This window comes from Pseudomonas taiwanensis, from assembly GCF_013393345.1.
Classification (GTDB): Bacteria; Pseudomonadota; Gammaproteobacteria; order Pseudomonadales; family Pseudomonadaceae; genus Metapseudomonas; species Metapseudomonas resinovorans_C.
In genome coordinates, this window is sequence record NZ_QJRF01000066.1 from 285,565 (window position 1) to 302,943 (window position 17,379).

The following is a 17,379-nucleotide window of genomic DNA, read 5'->3' on the forward strand; positions in this document are numbered from 1 at the left end:
GCCCTGCGCCAGCGGGATAGTCTCTTTGTGCGATAGATGGCGGCTATTTATGCCCGCCATCCGATCAGGCTTGTCGGAAGGCGGCAAAAGCCTCGATCACAGAGGGAATATCAGCGGCTTGCACGTCCAGGTGGGTTACCAGGCGCAAGCGCGCGGCAGGGCTGACGCGAATACCGCGCCCCGCCAGGAAACCGCCCAGCTCGCGAGCCTGGTCGCCGATCTGCACATAAACCATGTTCGTCTGTACCGGCTCGATGCTGTAGCCCAGCTCTCGCAGGCCCGCCCCCAGGCGCTCGGCGTTGGCGTGATCTTCCGCCAGGCGTTCTACCTGGTGATCCAGCGCGTAGAGTCCCGCCGCAGCCAGCAGGCCGGCCTGGCGCATGCCGCCACCCACCATCTTGCGCAGACGCCGGGCCTTGGCGATCAGTGCCGCGCTGCCACAGAGCACCGAGCCCACCGGAGCGCCAAGCCCCTTGGACAGGCACACGGACACCGAATCGAAGTGCTGCGTGATCTCTCGGGCGTCCACACCCAGCTTCACCGCCGCGTTGTACAAGCGGGCGCCGTCGAGATGCAGGCCCAGGCCGCGACGCCGGGTCAGTTCACGGGCGGCGGCCAGGTAGTCCAGCGGCAGCACCTTGCCTTGCATGGTGTTTTCCAGCGCCAGCAAACGGGTGCGAGCGAAGTGGAAGTCATCCTGCTTGATGGCGGCCTCGACCTTGGCGAGATCCAGACTGCCGTCCGCCTCGCCCTCGATGGGCTGGGGCTGGATGGAGCCCAGCACGGCGGCGCCGCCACCTTCGTATTTATAGGTATGCGCCTGCTGGCCGACGATGTATTCATCACCGCGCTCGCAATGGGCCATCAGGCCCAGCAGGTTGCTCATGGTGCCGGTCGGCACGAAAAGCGCGGCCTCGAAGCCCAGGCGTTCGGCCAGGCTGGCTTCCAGGCGGTTTACGGTTGGGTCTTCGCCATAGACATCGTCGCCCAGTTCGGCGCGCTGCATGGCCTCGCGCATACCAGCTGTGGGTTGGGTGACGGTGTCGCTACGCAGGTCGATCAGGCTCATGCCGGGCTCCTTGGATGGGCGAAGGGCCCGATCCTAAATCCCGGCCCCGTGCGGGTACAGGTACAGATGGAAAGAAAGACGTAGAACCTGTTCACGGTCTCGTGAGCAGATCGTGGCCAGGCTCTCAGACGTCGGCAGGCACTATGAGGATTCCAGCCCGCAGGCCGTTCTTCACCTTTGGATTGGGGAAGATGATCCGCGCACCCTGCTCTTCCACCACCCAGCGCGTACCGGCGATGTCCTCGGCCAGCAGATAGCCTACGGGCAGCTCGCTGAAGTTCTCGATATCCGGCGCCAGGTGCAGTTGGAAGGACTCGCTGTGCTTGATGATCTCGCGCGATACCGAGAACAGTTGCAGGCCATCCAGGCTTTCGCCGTCGGCTTTCGGCTCGCATCCTTCGATCAGCGCATGCAGGCGCGCCTCGAGTCGGTCGAGGTTGACCTCCGCGTTGCTGCCGAACGGACGCGCCTTGCCCAGTTCCAGGGTAAAGGCCTCCGCATCCAGCCGCGCGTAGGTGTAGGAGCTGAAGGTGATGCCGGTCTTGTTCTGCAGCAGCACGGCGTCGATACCGGCGTCACGCAGGCGGGCCAGCTCCCTGCGCGAATGCTCACGGCCTTCGACATAGGGATAGAGGGCGAACTGTTCGATTTTCGACCCACGGATGGCGGTATGCAGGTCGTAGTGCAGGCGCGAGCGATCTGGCTTGCTGAAGAAGGCAGCGGCGTAGCGCTCCAGTTCCCCGGCGCGCATGGCTTCGAAACCGCTGGATTCAGCATGTCGACCATTGAACAGGCGGTTGATGTCCTGCTCGACGAAGCGATCGCCGCGACGAATGGCTTCGGGATTGCCCAGCAGGAAGAGAATGCGCGTACGCGGCTTCAACTGGCCGCGTGCGATGGCCTGGACCAGGCGGTCCAGCAGTTCGATCGGGGCGGTCTCGTTACCGTGCACCCCGGCCGAAAGGATCAGGTCAAGCCCACTGTCTTCGGCGGCCGGCGGAGTGACGTCCAGCGCCCCCTCCCCCAGCCAGTGCAGACGCACGCCCCCGGATGTCAGCTGGATCTTCTCGGTCGGCTCGCGGCCGGCGAGGGTCAGTTCGAGCAGTTTTCCGAGGGCTAGCATCCTGTTACCTCAATCGTGATCGCAGTCGGGACCATGTACATGGTCATCGTCGTCGCCAGCGGCGTCGGCCGGTTCCATTTCCAGCTGCAGGCTGACCAGGTTGGTGGCCAGCGGGCGCAGCAGCAGGTTGGCGTACTCGGTGTCGCCCTCCTCCACGTCCACGCCGATCAGCAACTGGCCATTGCCGGCCTGCTGGATCCAGACTTCCTTGCCCTGCCAGACGACGGCGAAGCGGGTGCAAGAGGTTTCGAGCTGGGTGCCGTCGGTATCTTCGAGGATGAGTTGCAGGGCGTCGGACATTTCAGGTTTCTCAGTTGAGCTGGAAGGGATAAACAGCGCCCAGTTTAAGGATCTGCGTCAGTTCATCCAATGCCGTCCGGCATTCCACCAGCAATTGCGGATCAGCCAGGTCGGACTCGCTAACGCGGTCGCGATAGTGCTTCTCGACCCAGGTGGCCAGGGTGGTGTGGAGTTCCGGGGTCATGATCACCCCCTGGTTCACCGCCGCCAGCTCGTCTTCCTTGAGTGCCACGCGCAGGCGCAGGCAAGCCGGGCCACCGCCGTTCTGCATGCTCTGCTTGAGGTCGAAGACCTTCACTTCGCGGATCGGCCCCTGCCCCGAGGTCAGCTCATTCAGGTAGTTCCAGACGTTGGCATTGCCACGGCATTCTTCCGGAACGATCAGCAGCATGCTGCCATCGGCGCGGGTGAGCAGTTGGCTGTTGAACAGGTAGGAACGCACCGCGTCCTCCACACCCACCGCGCTGCGCGGCACGCGAACCGCCTGGAAACGACCACCACGCTTGCCCAGCTTGGTATCCAGCTCGGCCAGCACCTTGTCGGTCTCGAGGAAGGCATCCTCGTGGTAGAACAGCACCTCGCCGTTACCCACCGAAATCACATCGTTGTGGAACACGCCCTGATCGATCACCGCCGGGTTCTGTTGAGCGTAGACCACACCCTCCGCACCCAGCCCATGCAGGCGAGCGACCGCATGGCAGGCTTCCAGGGTCTGTCGCGCCGGGTAACGCTGCGGAGACGGGAAACGGCTGTCAAAGGCGCTACGGCCAAAGACGAAGAATTCGACGCCCGCCTCACCGTAGCCCTTGCAGAACCGGGTGTGGTTGGCCGCGCCTTCGTCGCCGAACTGGCCTACCGCCGGCAGCGCCGCATGGTGGGCGAAGAACTTGTCGTTGGCGAACATCGCGCCGAGCACGCGACTGGTGGTCGGATGCTCGATGGAACGGTGGAACTTGCAGTTCAGGTTGGCGGCGGTGAAGTGTACGCGGCCATCCGCTGTGTCGGCGCTGGGACTGACGGTGCAGGAGTTGGCGGTCCACATGCTGGAGGCGGAACTGCAGGCCGCCAGCAGCGGCATGGCTTCCTTGGCGGCCTTGGCGATGACTTCCGCATCGGTGCCGGCGAAGCCAAGGCTGCGCAGGGCAGCGACGTCCTGGCGCTCCTGCGGCGCGAACACGCCCTGCTTGAAGCCCATTTCCATCAGCGCCTTCATCTTGCCCAGGCCCTGCAGTGCCGCTTCCTTCGGATTGGAAACCGCCTGGCTGTTGCTCTGCGAGGCGACGTTACCGTAGGACAGACCACCGTAGTTGTGGGTCGGGCCGACCAGTCCGTCGAAGTTCACTTCATAGGCGTTCACAGGCTGACTCCTGGAGTAAGGGTTGCAGGCAGGGCAAGGGTTTCGCTTTCCAGCGAGGCGACCGGATAGGCGCAATAGTCAGCGGCGTAATAGGCGCTGGCGCGGTGGTTGCCGGAGGCGCCGACGCCACCGAAGGGCGCGCTGCTGGCGGCGCCGGTCAGTTGCTTGTTCCAGTTGACGATGCCGGCACGGCTCTCGACGAGGAACTGCTGGTAGCGCTCGGCGGAATCGGACAGCAGGCCGGCGGCCAGGCCGTACTGGGTGGCATTGGCCTCGGCAATCGCCGCGTCGAAATCGCTGTAGCGGATCACCTGCAGCAGCGGGCCGAAGAACTCTTCATCCGGACGATCCGCCACGGCGGTGACGTCGAGGATGCCCGGAGTCAGCAGAGCCGCGTTCTCCAGCGGCTGGGACATGGCCAGCAGCACCGAAGCACCGCCCGCGATCAGATGATCCTGGGCCTTGAGCAAGTGGCGCGCCGCATCCAGGGAAACCACCGAACCCATGAAGGGCGCGGGCTGGGCGTCGAAAGCGCCAACCTTGATGGTGCTGGCAACGCTCACCAGGCGCGCCAGCAGGGCATCGCCCCAGGCGCCTTCGGGCACCAGCAGGCGGCGGGCACAGGTGCAGCGCTGGCCTGCGGAAATGAAGGCCGACTGGATGATGGTGTAGACGGCAGCGTCCACATCCTGGACCTGATCCACCACCAACGGGTTGTTGCCGCCCATTTCCAGGGCGAGGATCTTGTCCGGGCGGCCGGCGAACTGCTGGTGGAGCAGATTGCCGGTGCGGCTGGAGCCGGTGAAGAACAGACCGTCGATACCCGCATTGCCAGCCAGGGCGATGCCGGTTTCACGGGCACCCTGTACCAGGTTGAGCACGCCGGCCGGCAGGCCCGCCTCGACCCAGCATTTCACTGTCAGTTCGGCGACTTTCGGGGTCAGCTCGCTGGGCTTGAAGATCACCGCGTTACCCGCCAGCAGGGCCGGGACGATATGGCCATTGGGCAGATGGCCGGGGAAGTTGTACGGGCCGAATACCGCCACCACGCCGTGGGGCTTGTGGCGCAGCACCGCAGTGGCGTCAGCCAGCGGGCCGCTTTTCTCGCCGGTGCGCTCACGGTAGCTCTGGATCGAGATGGCGACCTTGTTGACCATGCTGGTCACTTCGGTGGCCGACTCCCACAGCGGCTTGCCGGTTTCTTCGCCAATGCAGCGGGCCAGTTCATCGGCATGGCTGCGCAGCGCCACCGCGAACTGCTCAAGAATGGAAATGCGCTCTTCCAGCGGGCGACGTGCCCAGGCCGGGAACGCTGCACGGGCGGCCTTCACGGCTTCGTCCACCTGGACGGCGCTGGCACCTTGGCCGGACCAGACGACCGACTGAGTCACCGGGTTCAACGAATCGAAGGCTTCGCCCTGCCCTGCCTGCCAACTACCTGCAATGAAATGAGTGCTCATTTATACGGACTCCTTGGCCGACAGCGGAACAGCGCGAACCGAGGCACCGGCAGAGAGCTTCAGGCGCTTGGCCGTCAGTGCGTCCACCACGAGGGTGCCGGAAGCCAGGCGGGCCGGCGCAGCGGTGATGCGGCAGTCTTCGCGCTTGCGGTTATGGATCAGGAAAGGCGTCGCGTCATCGCCCGGCGTACCGACAGCGAGCACCAGGCTCTGGCTGTCGCGCACTGCACGGATCTTCGACGTTTCGCATTCGATGGCCGGGCCGGCGTCGAAGATGTCGACGTAGCCCTGATAGCTGAAGCCCTCGCCCTTGAGCATGGCCAGCGCCGGCTCGGTGTCGGTGTGCACGCGGCCGATGATGTTGCGCGCCGCTTCGGAGAGGAAGCAGGTGTACAGCGGGAACCGGGGCATCAGTTCGGCGATGAAGGCCTTGTTGCCGACGCCGGTGAGGTAGTCGGCGCGGGAGAACTCCATCTTGAAGAAGTGCCGGCCCAGGCTTTCCCAGAACGGGGAAACGCCATGCTCGTCGGACATGCCGCGCATCTCGGCGATCACCTTGTCACCGAACAGCTCCGGGAACTCGGCAATGAACAGGAAACGCGCCTTGGACAGCAGGCGACCATTCAGGCCGCTGCGATGGCCGGCATGGAGGAACAGCGAGCAGAGCTCGGAATTGCCGGTCAGGTCGTTGGCCAGGAACAGGGTGGGGATCTGACGGTGGATATGCAGTTCCTGGGAGGCGCTGACGGTCAGCCCGACGCGGTAGTTGTACCAGGGCTCGCGCAGACCCACGGCGCCTGCCACGGCGGAAATGCCGATGACGGTGCCATCGTCGTCCTCGAGAACGAACAGGTAGTCCGCGTCGGCACGCTCGGCCTCTCCACGGAATGCCTTCTCCGCCCAGCCGACGCGATGCGACAGGCGCTCCTCATTGGCCGGCAGCGTGGTCAGGCCTGCGCCAGTGCTGCGCGCCAGGTCGATCAGGGCCGGTAAGTCGGCGCTGCGTACGGGACGAACGATCATAGTGCCTCCAGAAATTGCGCTCCTTCCGTCCGGGAAGGAAGCGAGGGAGAGAGCAGTGCCCTCATCCGGCCCACCAGGGGCCACCCCCTCCCGACGGGAGGAGGATCAAAGACTCAAACCGCGATCAGGCGGACGCTGGCGCCTTCACCAACACCCAGTGCTTCAGCGGCTTCTTCACCCAACACCACCGGCTTGCCCGGAACCCAGTCGAGATCGGCGACGATCGCGCGGAAATCCTGCAATTGGCCGTTGCACACCAGGTACTGCCGTCCGCCCTTGCCCTGCTCGCCGAGCTTCACCGGCACCATGCGGCTCTGGGCGATGGAACGGATGCTCGAGGTGCGCGCATGGAGGGTCGGACCGCCATCGAAGATGTCGATGTAGTTGTCGGTCTCGAAGCCTTCGCGCATCAGGATGTCGAAGGTGATCTGCGCGCGCGGGTGCACCTGGCCCATGGATTCCTGGGCTTCGTCCGGCAGCAGCGGCACATAGATCGGGTAATGCGGCATCAGCTCGGCGAGGAAGGTGCGGCTCTTCAGGCCGGACAGGCGCTCGGCCTCGGTGTAGTTGAGGTCGAAGAAGTTGCGCCCCACCGCGTCCCAGAACGGCGACTCGCCGTGCTCGTCGCTGTAGCCGACGATTTCCACGACCACGGCATCGGCGAAGCGCTCCGGGTTGCTCGCCATGAACAGTAGGCGGCCGCGGGAGTTGAGTTCGGCAATGGAGGTGTTCACCAGGTCGCGCTCGACGTAGAAACTGGTCAGCAGGCTGTTTCCAGTAAGGTCGTGGCAGAGCGACAGGACGTGGATCTTGTTGTGGATCGACAGCGAACGAGAGGCATGTACGAACGTCTCGTTGCGGAAGCTGTAGAACGGCTCGGAGAAACCGGCCGAGGCGACGATCGCCGAGCAGCCGGCGAGACGACCGGTCTTGCTGTCTTCGAGGACGAAGAAATAGCTCTCTTCGCCGTTGAAGCTCACTTCGGCGGAGAAGGATGCCTCGGACGCGGCAATCTTCTCGCCCAGTACCTCGGCGTCATCCGGCAACGAAGTGACACCCACGGGGCTGTCCGCGGCCAGACGCTGGACTTCAGCGAGATCGGCCATTTGCGCGGGGCGCATCACCAACATGGGGGTCACTCCTTTTCTTGTTGAAGACTCCGAACGAACCAGTGGTTCCATCCGGAGAAAAGACGGGCCCCAATGGCCCGCACTCACGCATGAATCTGTCCATCCCTGGGATCGCAGCGCAGCGCTTCCGTGCGCTGCGTCCAGCAGAGGTTTACGCCTGGGTCAGCTTGGCGACGGCGCGCTCGAAGCGATCCAGCCCTTCGTCGATGTCCGCATCCGGGATCACCAGGCTGGGGGCGAAGCGCACCACGTCCGGGCCAGCCTGCAGGACCATCACAGCTTCCTTCTCGGCCGCGTTCAGTACGTCCTTGGCCTTGCCTTTCCAGGCATCGGACAGGGCAGCGCCGATCAGCAGGCCCAGGCCACGAACCTCGGAGAAGAGGCCGTACTTGGCGCCGATTGCCTCGAGGCGGGTCTTGAAGCGGTCATGCTTGGCAATGATGCCGCTGAGCACTTCCGGGGTGTTGATCACGTCGAGCACGGCCTCGGCGACGGCACTGGCCAGCGGGTTACCGCCGTAGGTGGTGCCGTGGGTGCCGACCGCCAGGTGCTTGGCGATCTCGGTGGTGGTCAGCATGGCGCCGATGGGGAAACCACCGCCCAGGCTTTTCGCGCTGGACAGGATGTCCGGGGTTACACCGTAGTGCTCGTAGGCAAACAGGTGGCCGGTACGGCCCATGCCGCTCTGCACTTCGTCGAAGATCAGCAGCGCGTTGTGCTCGTCGCACAGCTTGCGGGCGCCTTCCAGGTAAGCCTTGTCCGCCGGCAGCACGCCGCCTTCACCCTGCACGGGCTCCAGGACCACGGCGCAGGTCTTGTCGGAAATGGCTGCCTTCAGGGCTTCCAGGTCGTTGTAAGGCACATGGGTGATGCCTTCCATCTTCGGGCCGAAGCCGTCGGAGTATTTCGGCTGGCCGCCAACGGTCACGGTGAACAGGGTGCGACCGTGGAAGCTGTTGGTGGCGGAAATGATTTCGTGTTTCTGCGGGCCATAGACGTCATGGGCATAACGACGGGCCAGTTTGAAAGCCGCTTCGTTGGCTTCGGCACCGGAGTTGGCCAGGAACACACGCTCGGCGAAGGTGGCGTCCACCAGCTTCTTGGCCAGGCGCAGGGCCGGCTCGTTGGTGAAGACGTTGGAGACGTGCCAGATCTTGTTGGCCTGCTCGGTCAGCGCCTTGACCAGCGCCGGGTGTGCATGGCCGAGGGAGTTCACTGCGATACCGCCGGCAAAATCGATCAGCTCGCGACCGGATTGGTCCCAGACACGGGAACCCTGGCCACGCACCGGGATGAAAGCGGCGGGGGCGTAGTTGGGAACCATCACCTTGTCGAAATCGGCGCGCTCGACCTGCGCATGCTCAACGGACATCAGTTTCTCCTGCCATGAACGGCTAGTGATGAAAGGATTGTAGGGACTGATTCTGGGTTGGCATTGCCGCCATGCGACAACTTCTTACAGCGCCAACCCTGCGAAAACCGGCGCTTATGGAAATGCGACAGAAAGCGTCGGGAAGGCGCAGTTTAAACGCTGATCGCCACCGCTACGCACCCGCCGGGAAATTTTCTCCACGGGGTGACTGGTGGGTATTGGGCAGGCAAGTGATGGGCGGTCCGGTAAGGAACTTTTGTAGGTTGGTGCTGAGCGCAGCGCAGCCCAACAACGCGGGGTTGGACATTGCCTCGTTGGGCCTCGCTTCGCTCGGACCAACCTACGGGCCGCTGCGCCCGAGCTGGCTTGCCAGCGAATGGCCCCCTTTCGCTAGCAAGCTAGCTCCTACAAGGCACTGGACCGATGTCGATCTCTGAATGAATTCACCCCTACAAGAAAAGCTGGGGTGAAACGAGGGTCAGGTCCGCTCCGCCACCGGGGTCGGCAACGGTTGCTGCGTTTCGAAGGGGCTGGAGCCGCGGCGCTGGTTGCGGTCTTCGCGCGGGGTAACGCCGAAGAAATTGCGGTACGCGCTGGAGAAGTGCGGACCGGAAGAGAAGCCGCAGGACAGGCCGATCTGGATGATCGATTTGCTGGTCTGCATCAGCATCTGCCGTGCCTTGTTCAGGCGCAGCTCCAGGTAGTACTGGCTGGGCACGCGATTGAGGTACTGCTTGAAGATCCGCTCCAGCTGGCGACGGGACACGCAGACGTGCTGGGCGATTTCGTCGGTGGTCAGCGGCTCTTCGATATTGGCTTCCATCAACAGCACGGCCTGGGTCAGCTTCGGATGGCTGGAGCCGAGTCGGTTCTGCAACGGAATGCGCTGGCGCTCGCCACCCTCACGGATGCGCTCCACCACCAGTTCCTCGGACACCGCGCCAGCCAGCTCGGCACCGTGATCACGGGCCAGCACAGCCAGCAGCAGGTCGAGCACCGCCAAGCCACCGCATGCGGTCAGACGATCGCGGTCCCAGTCGAACAGATGACTGGTCGCAATGACTTTGGGGAATCGCTCCGTGAAGTCGTCCTGCCAGCGCCAGTGCACCGCCGCACGGTAGCCATCCAGCAGGCCCAGCTGGGCCAGCGGATAGACGCCGGCGGAGAGACCGCCGACCACGCAGCCGGCACGCACGGCCTGCTTGAGCGCGGCAGAGAGTGCCGGCGAGGTCTGGGCTGGCGGCTCGTCGGCCACCAGGAACAGGCGATGCAGGCCTTCCAGCTTGCCCACCCATGCGTCGCCTGGCAGACGCCAGGCTCCCTCGGTGGCCGGTTCGGCCTGCAGGAAGGACATGTCGTAGACCACTTCCGGATGCAGTCGCTGGGCAACGCGCAGAGCTTCCTCGGCCAGCGCCAGGGTCAGTGCCTTGGTACCGGGCCAGAGGAGAAAAGCGATTCGATGGGCAGTCATGGCAGGCAGCTTAGCAGACCCCGGAAAAAGGAAAGAGACGTGGTGAAACAGGGATTCGAACGTGCTGCGGCGGCCCTCAGGCCGCCGCAGCGGGGATCACTTCAGACTGCCGGAAAGGAACTGCTTGAGGCGATCGGACTGCGGGTTTGCCAGCACTTCCTTCGGGCAACCGCGCTCTTCCACCAGGCCCTTGTGCAGGAACACCAGCTGGTTGGATACCTCGCGGGCAAAACCCATCTCGTGGGTGACCACGACCATGGTGCGGCCTTCGACGGCCAGGTCCTTCATGACCTTCAGCACTTCGCCCACCAGTTCCGGGTCGAGAGCCGAAGTGGGTTCGTCGAACAGCATCACTTCCGGCTCCATGGCCAGGGCACGGGCAATCGCCACGCGCTGTTGCTCACCGCCTGACATGTGCGCCGGATAGGCGTCCTTGCGATGGGCAACGCCCACCTTGGCCAGGTAGTGCTCGGCCTTCTCGATGGCTTCCTTCTTCGGTACACCGAGCACATGCACCGGCGCTTCGATCACGTTCTCCAGGGCGCTCATGTGCGACCAGAGGTTGAAGTGCTGGAACACCATCGCCAGACGTGAGCGCATGCGTTGCAGTTGCTTGGCGTCGGCCGCCTTCAGGCCGCCATCCTTGTTGGCCACGAGCTTCAGCTCTTCGCCATTGAGGAGGATCTTGCCGCCGTGGGGCTGCTCCAGCATGTTGATGCAGCGCAGGAAGGTACTCTTGCCCGAGCCGCTCGAGCCGATGATGCTGATGACGTCGCCAGCCTTCGCCGCCAGGGACACGCCCTTGAGGACTTCGTGGCTGCCATAGCGCTTGTGCAGATCTTGGACTTCCAGTTTGTACATGGTTTCGGTCTCGTTTGGCTCAGTCGCTCAGCAGGCGTCCCTGACGAATGGGTTCACGGCCGGCCACCTTGGCCAGCCAAAGTCCAGGTTGCGCGAATCGCATCCGCTCACGCGCGAACAGCACGCCGTCAATCGACGCGCAAATCACTGCATGACGGTCATCCAGCGGGTCGATCACTTCGAACAGCGGATCGCCAGCCTTGACCTTCGCCCCGGCGCTCTGGAGGAAGCTCACGACCCCGGAGTGCGGTGCATAGAGATATTCAGCCCCTTCGAACGGCGTCGCCTCGCAGCAGTCCTGCGGGACAACCGGCCACTCACCGGTGATCAGCCCCTGGTCGGCGAGGAAGGCCAGGATGGCTTCAGCGCGCACCTCGGCCAGCGGCTTGTCGGTATCCGCCATGCTGCCCAGCTCCACGGTGGTCGCCATGCAGGCCGGCGGAATCGATGCGTCGGGGAAACGCTGGGCCAGACGCAGCCAGGGCAGCGAGCAGGACTCATCGAACGAGCTGCCGCCGGAGTCTTCGGCGGTCAGGACCGCACCGGCCTCCAGGCGCGCAGCCAAAGGACGCAGTGCGCTCCAGTGCTGCGGCAGGCAGTAGAGATGTACTGCCGCTTCGAAGTCGCAGTGCAGGTCCAGGACCAGGTCGGCGTCGCAGGCATGCTGCAGGAGCAGACGCTGCATGCCCGCCAGCTCGGAACCTGCCGGTGGCAACCCGGTCAGGGCTTCGCCCATGGCCTGGCGGATGAGCGCCACGTTCGCAGTCGCGTCGGCGCCCAGACGGCCGTCCAGACGATCCACCACGAGGCTGGCGAGGTCCGCGAAATCACGGTTGAAGTTCTTTCCGCTACCCAGCTCGAAGCGGCCCTGCTGGGCAGCCTGGACAAGCTGGCCAAGGCCGACCGGGTTGGCCACCGGCACCAGCTCGATCACGCCCTTCAAGCGGCCCTGCTCTTCCAGCTCGCGCAGGCGGCGCTTGAGTTCCACGGCCACACGCATGCCCGGCAGCTCATCGGCATGCAGGGACGCCTGGATGTACGCCTTGCGCTCGCCGCTGCCGAAACGGAAGACCGTCAGCTGGCGGCGGGTCCCCAGGCATCCCCAGGGCAGTTCATGGTCGATACGCTGCATGAGGTCAGGCCTTGCGCGGGGCCAGGTAGGCCAGGTAGCGGCGCTCGGCCGCCTTGAACAGGCGTACCAGGACGAAGGTCAGGCACAGGTAGAACGCACCCGCGGTGATGAAGGCCTCGAACGGCAGGTAGTACTGCGAGTTCACGGTGCGCGCGGCGCCGGTGATGTCGATCAGGGTGACGATGGACGCCAGGCTGGTGGTGTGCAGCATCATGATGACTTCGTTGCTGTACTGCGGCAGCGCACGACGCAGGGCCGACGGCAGCAGAATGCGGCGGTAGAGCTTGCCGCGGGACATGCCCATGGCCTTGGCCGCTTCAATCTCGCCATGAGGCGTTGCCTTGATGCTGCCGGCGAGAATCTCGGCGGTATAGGCGCTGGTGTTGATTGCGAAAGCCAAACAGGCGCAGAAGGTCGCGTTGGACAGATAAGGCCAGAAGACGCTTTCACGCACCGCTTCGAACTGGGCCAGGCCGTAGTAGATGAGGAACAGCTGCACCAGCATCGGGGTGCCGCGAATCACATAGGTGTAGAGCCAGGCCGGGAAGTTCACCCAGGGCTGTTTGGACACCCGCATCAGCGCCAGCGGCACGGCCGTGGTCAGGCCCAGTGCCAGGGAAATCGCCAGGAGCTTGAGGGTTACCAGCACACCACCGAAGTAGAGCGGCAGGCTCTCCCAGATCACGTTGTAGTCGAAGATCATAGTTCAGCCGCCTTGATGCCCGCCGAGTAACGTCGCTCCATGTAACGCAGCGCCAGCAAGGAGACGCTGGTCAGCACCAGATAGAGCGCGGCAACCGCGAGGTAGAAAGTGAAGGGTTCACGGGTCGCATCCGCTGCACTCTTGGCCTTGAACATCATGTCCTGCAGGCCGACCACCGAAATCAGCGCGGTGGCCTTGGTCATCACCAGCCAGTTGTTGGTAAAACCGGGAATCGCCAGGCGGATCATCTGCGGCACGAGGATGCGGAAGAACACCTTGGTGCCGCTCATGCCATAGGCCAGGCCCGCCTCGCCCTGCCCTTTCGGGATCGCCATGAAAGCGCCCCGGAAGGTTTCCGAGAGGTACGCGCCGAAAATGAAACCGAGGGTGAAGACGCCGGACCAGAAGGGGTCCAGATCGATGTAGTCCTCGTAACCCACCATGGGCGCGACGACGTTCACGATTTGCTGGCCGCCGTAGAAGATCAGCAGGATCAGCACCAGGTCGGGAATGCCACGGATCACGGTGGCGTAAGCCTCGCCCAGCAAGGACAGCCACTTGATCGGGGACAGTCGGAACGCCGCGCCGATCAGGCCGAGCACCACCGCCATGGTTATGGAAGACAGGGCCAGCAACAGGGTGAGCCAGGCACCATCGAGAATGGTCGAGCCGTAGCCGTTGAGCATGATTCAGATCCTCATGCAGCGCGCCGGAATGCACCGGGCGGCACCGCCACAACGAAAAAGTGGCACAAACCGCTATGTGAAGTTTGTGCCACTTTCAGGGAAAAGCGATTACTCGCCGTAGACGTCGAACTTGAAGTACTTGTCCTGCACTTCCTTGTACTTGCCATTGGCGCGGATGGCGGCGATGGCAGTGTTGATCTTCTCGGCCAGGGCGGTGTCGCCCTTGCGCACGGCGATACCGGCACCTTCACCGAAGTACTTCTTCTCGTTGAAGTCGGGACCTACCAGGGCAAAGCCCTTGCCGGCGTCGGTCTTGAGGAAACCGTCATCGATGTTCACCACGTCCGCCAGGGTGGCGTCGAGACGGCCGGCGGTCATGTCCAGGAAGATTTCGTTCTGCGAGCTGTAGCGAACCACTTCGGCACCCGCCGGCGCGAAAACGTCGGTTGCGTAACGGTCGTAGATGGAAGCGCGCTGCACGCCGACTTTCTTGCCTTTGAGGTCGGTCAGCGGGTCATTGATGACAGTGCCTTCCTTCATCGCGAGGCGAGCAGGGGTGTGGTAGTACTTCTTGGTGAAGTCGACCGATTTCAGGCGCTCTTCGGTGATGCTCATGGAAGAGAGCACAGCGTCGAACTTGCGTACTTTCAGGGCCGGGATCAGGCCGTCGAACTCCTGCTCGATCCACTTGCACTCGACTTTCATCTCGGCGCACAGGGCGTTGCCGATGTCGTAGTCGAAGCCGGTGATCTTGCCTTCCGGAGTCTTGTAGGCGAAGGGCGGGTAAGCGGCTTCGATACCGATACGCAAAGGCTTCGCATCGTCTGCAATAGCGGCCAACGGCGACAACAGGGACAGCGCCATGGCGCCGAGAAGTGCAATCTTCTTCATGTTATGACTCCTTCAAAGGGATATGGCTTCTGTTGGCAGCGTGAGATTCGCCCAGACGGTCCACGAATTGTAGAAAGAGTCGTCGTCTTTGCTGGCTGAATGCCGTGTGCAAAAGGCTCCGACTGGGTGTGCGGCATTCTAGCCACAGCCCCGAAGTCGATATTTCTTCAATGCGACAACAAATTACAGAAGCACTGGAGAGAGGTCGAAAGAGGATTGACAGGCACATGGAAAAGTGCCGGAAAGGCGATACACAGAACCTTTTAACAAGGCAATTATCGGACCACAAAATAGAAAGCCCAATAGTTCTGGGGCCTTACGATTTTGAAGTTGTTTTCAATGACGCAAAGAACGCCCCGAAAGAGCGCAACACGTTCCCGTTGGAACCAGATGGGGATACCCCGTAACCGCGACTGTTACCCCCACTCCCCTCCCCCTGCGGAAACCCGATAAAGAATCGGCAATTACAACGCAGTGATGCAGTTTCCATTCGGCCGAAATGGGGGGGGATTTCATCCGCGCGACGCTGCACCAATTCTTCCGGCCATGAAATGCAAAACCCCGCCAGGGCTTGTGGCCCGGGCGGGGTTTTGCTGCAGGTGCCGGTCAGGCGGCCTGCATGGTGCGATGAGTATCGATGAGGTGTTGCACCACGCCGGGATCAGCCAGGGTGGAGATGTCGCCGAGGGAGTCGTACTCGGCGACGGCGATCTTGCGCAGGATACGGCGCATGATCTTGCCCGAGCGGGTCTTCGGAAGGCCCGGAGCCCACTGGATTACGTCTGGGGTAGCGATCGGACCGATCTCCTTGCGCACCCAGTTTCTCAGTTCCTGACGCAGTTGCTCGGTAGTCTCCTCGCCTGCGTTCAGGGTGACGTACACATAGATCCCCTGCCCCTTGATGTCGTGCGGCACGCCCACCACCGCGGCCTCGGCGACTTTCGGGTGGGCCACCATCGCGCTTTCGATCTCGGCGGTGCCCATGCGGTGACCGGAGACGTTCAGCACATCATCCACGCGGCCGGTGATCCACCAGTAGCCGTCTTCGTCGCGACGAGCACCGTCGCCCGTGAAGTACATGCCACGGAAGGTCTTGAAGTAGGTATCGACGAAACGGTCGTGGTCGCCGTACAGGGTGCGCGCCTGGCCCGGCCAGGAATCAATGATCACCAGGTTGCCTTCGGCCGGACCCTCGATGATGTTGCCGAGGTTATCCACAAGTGCCGGCTGAACGCCGAAGAACGGACGGGCTGCGGAACCCGGCTTCATGGCATGGGCGCCCGGCAGCGGCGTCATCAGGCAGGCGCCGGTTTCGGTCTGCCACCAGGTGTCGACGATCGGGCAGCGGCTCTGGCCGACGTTCTCGTAGTACCAGTGCCAGGCTTCCGGGTTGATCGGCTCGCCCACGGAACCGAGCAGGCGCAGGCTGGAACCATCGGCGCCTTCGACCGCAGCCTTGCCCTCGGCCATCATGGCGCGAATGGCGGTCGGCGCGGTGTAGAGCACGTTGACCTTGTGCTTGTCGACGATCTTCGCCACGCGAGTCATGTCCGGATAGTTCGGCACGCCTTCGAACATCACGGTCGTGGCGCCGTTGGACAGCGGCCCGTAGACCAGATAGGTGTGGCCGGTCACCCAGCCGATGTCGGCGGTGCACCAGAACACTTCGCCCGGGCGGTAGTCGAACACGCGCTCATGGGTCAGCGATGCGTAGGTCAGGTAGCCACCGGTGGTGTGCAGTACACCCTTGGGCTTCCCGGTGGAACCGGAGGTGTAGAGGATGAACAGCGGGTCCTCGGCACCCATCTCTTTCGGCGCGCAGGTGCTGCCCGCCACTTTCATGAGGTCTTCGTACCAGACGTCGCGGTGCTGGTTCCACTTGATCTCGCTGCCGGTGCGCTTGACCACGATGATCTTCTGCACGCTGCTGGTTTCCGGGTTGGTCAGCGCGTCATCGACGTTGGCCTTGAGCGGAGTCTTCTTGCCGCCGCGCAAGCCTTCGTCGGCGGTGATCACCACCTTGGAGCGGCAATCGATGATGCGGCCAGCCAGGGCCTCGGGGGAGAAGCCACCGAACACCACGGAGTGGATGGCACCGATGCGGGTACAGGCCAGCATGGCGACCACGGCTTCCGGGATCATCGGCATGTAGATGGTCACGACGTCGCCGCGATGCACGTCCTGGCCGCGCAGGGCGTTGGCGAACTTGCAGACCCGCTCGTGCAGGTCGCGGTAGGTGATGTGTTCGTGCTCGGAAGGATCGTCGCCCTCCCAGATGATCGCGACCTGGTCGCCGCGCTCGGCGAGATGGCGGTCCAGGCAGTTGGCGGAGACGTTGAGGGTGCCGTCGGCGAACCACTTGATATCGACGTGATGGTCGTCGAAGGAGGTCTGCTTAACCTTGGTGAAAGGCTTGATCCAGTCCAGGCGCTTGGCCTGTTCGCGCCAGAATCCGTCTGGGTTGATCACGGACTGCTGGTACATGGCTTTGTAGGTCGCTTCGTCGGTGAGGGACTGGGCGGCCACTTCAGGGCGGACCGGATAAAGAGAAGCAGCACTCATTGGGTCTTACCTCGGTGGGTAGTTGTTTTTGTATGGCGTCTTTTGTATCCCCCACCCTTCTACAGGGCCATTCGACCATGGTCTTACCAAACCCGGACTATGGTCGAAGCACCGAAAATCGCGTAGTGCCGGACAGGCACGCATTTACTTATCCACAGGGCAAAAAAAACCGGCCCATATCCAGGGACATGGGCCGGTGAAGCACTATCGGGTCGTTGGTGAGAGCCCGGGATCAACCC

The 17,379-nt window shown here is 63.3% G+C and carries 15 protein-coding genes; all 15 read right to left on the reverse strand.

All coding sequences use genetic code 11. The features are described from left to right. Positions 1 to 64 precede the first annotated feature (64 nt). The gene (ltaE, locus tag DM872_RS19140; RefSeq protein ID WP_179060955.1) at positions 65 to 1,069 is read right to left on the reverse strand and encodes a low-specificity L-threonine aldolase; all 1,005 of its coding nucleotides are present in this window, start codon (positions 1,067 to 1,069) and stop codon (positions 65 to 67) included. 124 nt (positions 1,070 to 1,193) lie between these two features. Beyond that, entirely contained in the window at positions 1,194 to 2,192 is a 999-nt protein-coding gene (gene astE, locus DM872_RS19145; protein ID WP_179060956.1) for a succinylglutamate desuccinylase, read from the reverse strand. Positions 2,193 to 2,201: 9 nt separating this feature from the next. Then, entirely contained in the window at positions 2,202 to 2,492 is a 291-nt protein-coding gene (locus DM872_RS19150) for a topoisomerase II (RefSeq protein WP_077527394.1), read from the reverse strand. A gap of 10 nt (positions 2,493 to 2,502) precedes the next feature. After that, a complete protein-coding gene (gene astB / locus DM872_RS19155) occupies positions 2,503 to 3,849 on the reverse strand; it encodes an N-succinylarginine dihydrolase (protein ID WP_179060957.1) in 1,347 nt (448 codons plus the stop codon). Further along, entirely contained in the window at positions 3,846 to 5,309 is a 1,464-nt protein-coding gene (gene astD / locus DM872_RS19160) for a succinylglutamate-semialdehyde dehydrogenase (RefSeq protein ID WP_179060958.1), read from the reverse strand. The genes astB and astD overlap by 4 nt, the downstream gene beginning before the upstream one ends. After that, positions 5,310 to 6,332 (reverse strand): arginine N-succinyltransferase, encoded by a 1,023-nt coding sequence (gene astA / locus DM872_RS19165; RefSeq protein WP_077527397.1) that lies wholly within the window; start codon positions 6,330 to 6,332, stop codon positions 5,310 to 5,312. Between the two features lie 113 nt (positions 6,333 to 6,445). Then, positions 6,446 to 7,462: an arginine/ornithine succinyltransferase subunit alpha gene (gene aruF, locus DM872_RS19170; RefSeq protein WP_179060959.1), complete on the reverse strand. Its 1,017-nt coding sequence runs from the start codon at positions 7,460 to 7,462 to the stop codon at positions 6,446 to 6,448. A gap of 151 nt (positions 7,463 to 7,613) precedes the next feature. Further along, positions 7,614 to 8,834, reverse strand: a complete 1,221-nt coding sequence (locus DM872_RS19175) for an aspartate aminotransferase family protein (RefSeq protein WP_179060960.1) — start codon at positions 8,832 to 8,834, stop codon at positions 7,614 to 7,616. A gap of 478 nt (positions 8,835 to 9,312) precedes the next feature. Beyond that, positions 9,313 to 10,305: a transcriptional regulator ArgR gene (gene argR, locus DM872_RS19180; protein ID WP_179060961.1), complete on the reverse strand. Its 993-nt coding sequence runs from the start codon at positions 10,303 to 10,305 to the stop codon at positions 9,313 to 9,315. A gap of 96 nt (positions 10,306 to 10,401) precedes the next feature. Further along, the gene (gene aotP / locus DM872_RS19185; RefSeq protein ID WP_028626373.1) at positions 10,402 to 11,166 is read right to left on the reverse strand and encodes an arginine/ornithine transport ATP-binding protein AotP; all 765 of its coding nucleotides are present in this window, start codon (positions 11,164 to 11,166) and stop codon (positions 10,402 to 10,404) included. Positions 11,167 to 11,185: 19 nt separating this feature from the next. Then, complete coding sequence (locus DM872_RS19190; protein WP_179060962.1) at positions 11,186 to 12,298, reverse strand: succinylglutamate desuccinylase/aspartoacylase family protein; 1,113 nt, start codon at positions 12,296 to 12,298, stop codon at positions 11,186 to 11,188. Between the two features lie 4 nt (positions 12,299 to 12,302). Then, on the reverse strand, positions 12,303 to 13,001 hold the full coding sequence (locus tag DM872_RS19195; RefSeq protein WP_179060963.1) for an ABC transporter permease: 699 nt from the start codon (positions 12,999 to 13,001) through the stop codon (positions 12,303 to 12,305). After that, positions 12,998 to 13,687 (reverse strand): ABC transporter permease, encoded by a 690-nt coding sequence (locus DM872_RS19200; protein WP_179060964.1) that lies wholly within the window; start codon positions 13,685 to 13,687, stop codon positions 12,998 to 13,000. Before DM872_RS19200 ends, DM872_RS19195 begins: the two co-directional genes overlap by 4 nt. A gap of 108 nt (positions 13,688 to 13,795) precedes the next feature. Then, positions 13,796 to 14,578: an ABC transporter substrate-binding protein gene (locus tag DM872_RS19205; protein WP_077527404.1), complete on the reverse strand. Its 783-nt coding sequence runs from the start codon at positions 14,576 to 14,578 to the stop codon at positions 13,796 to 13,798. A gap of 606 nt (positions 14,579 to 15,184) precedes the next feature. After that, positions 15,185 to 17,140 (reverse strand): acetate--CoA ligase, encoded by a 1,956-nt coding sequence (gene acs, locus DM872_RS19210; RefSeq protein ID WP_179060965.1) that lies wholly within the window; start codon positions 17,138 to 17,140, stop codon positions 15,185 to 15,187. Between the last annotated feature and the right edge of the window lie 239 nt (positions 17,141 to 17,379).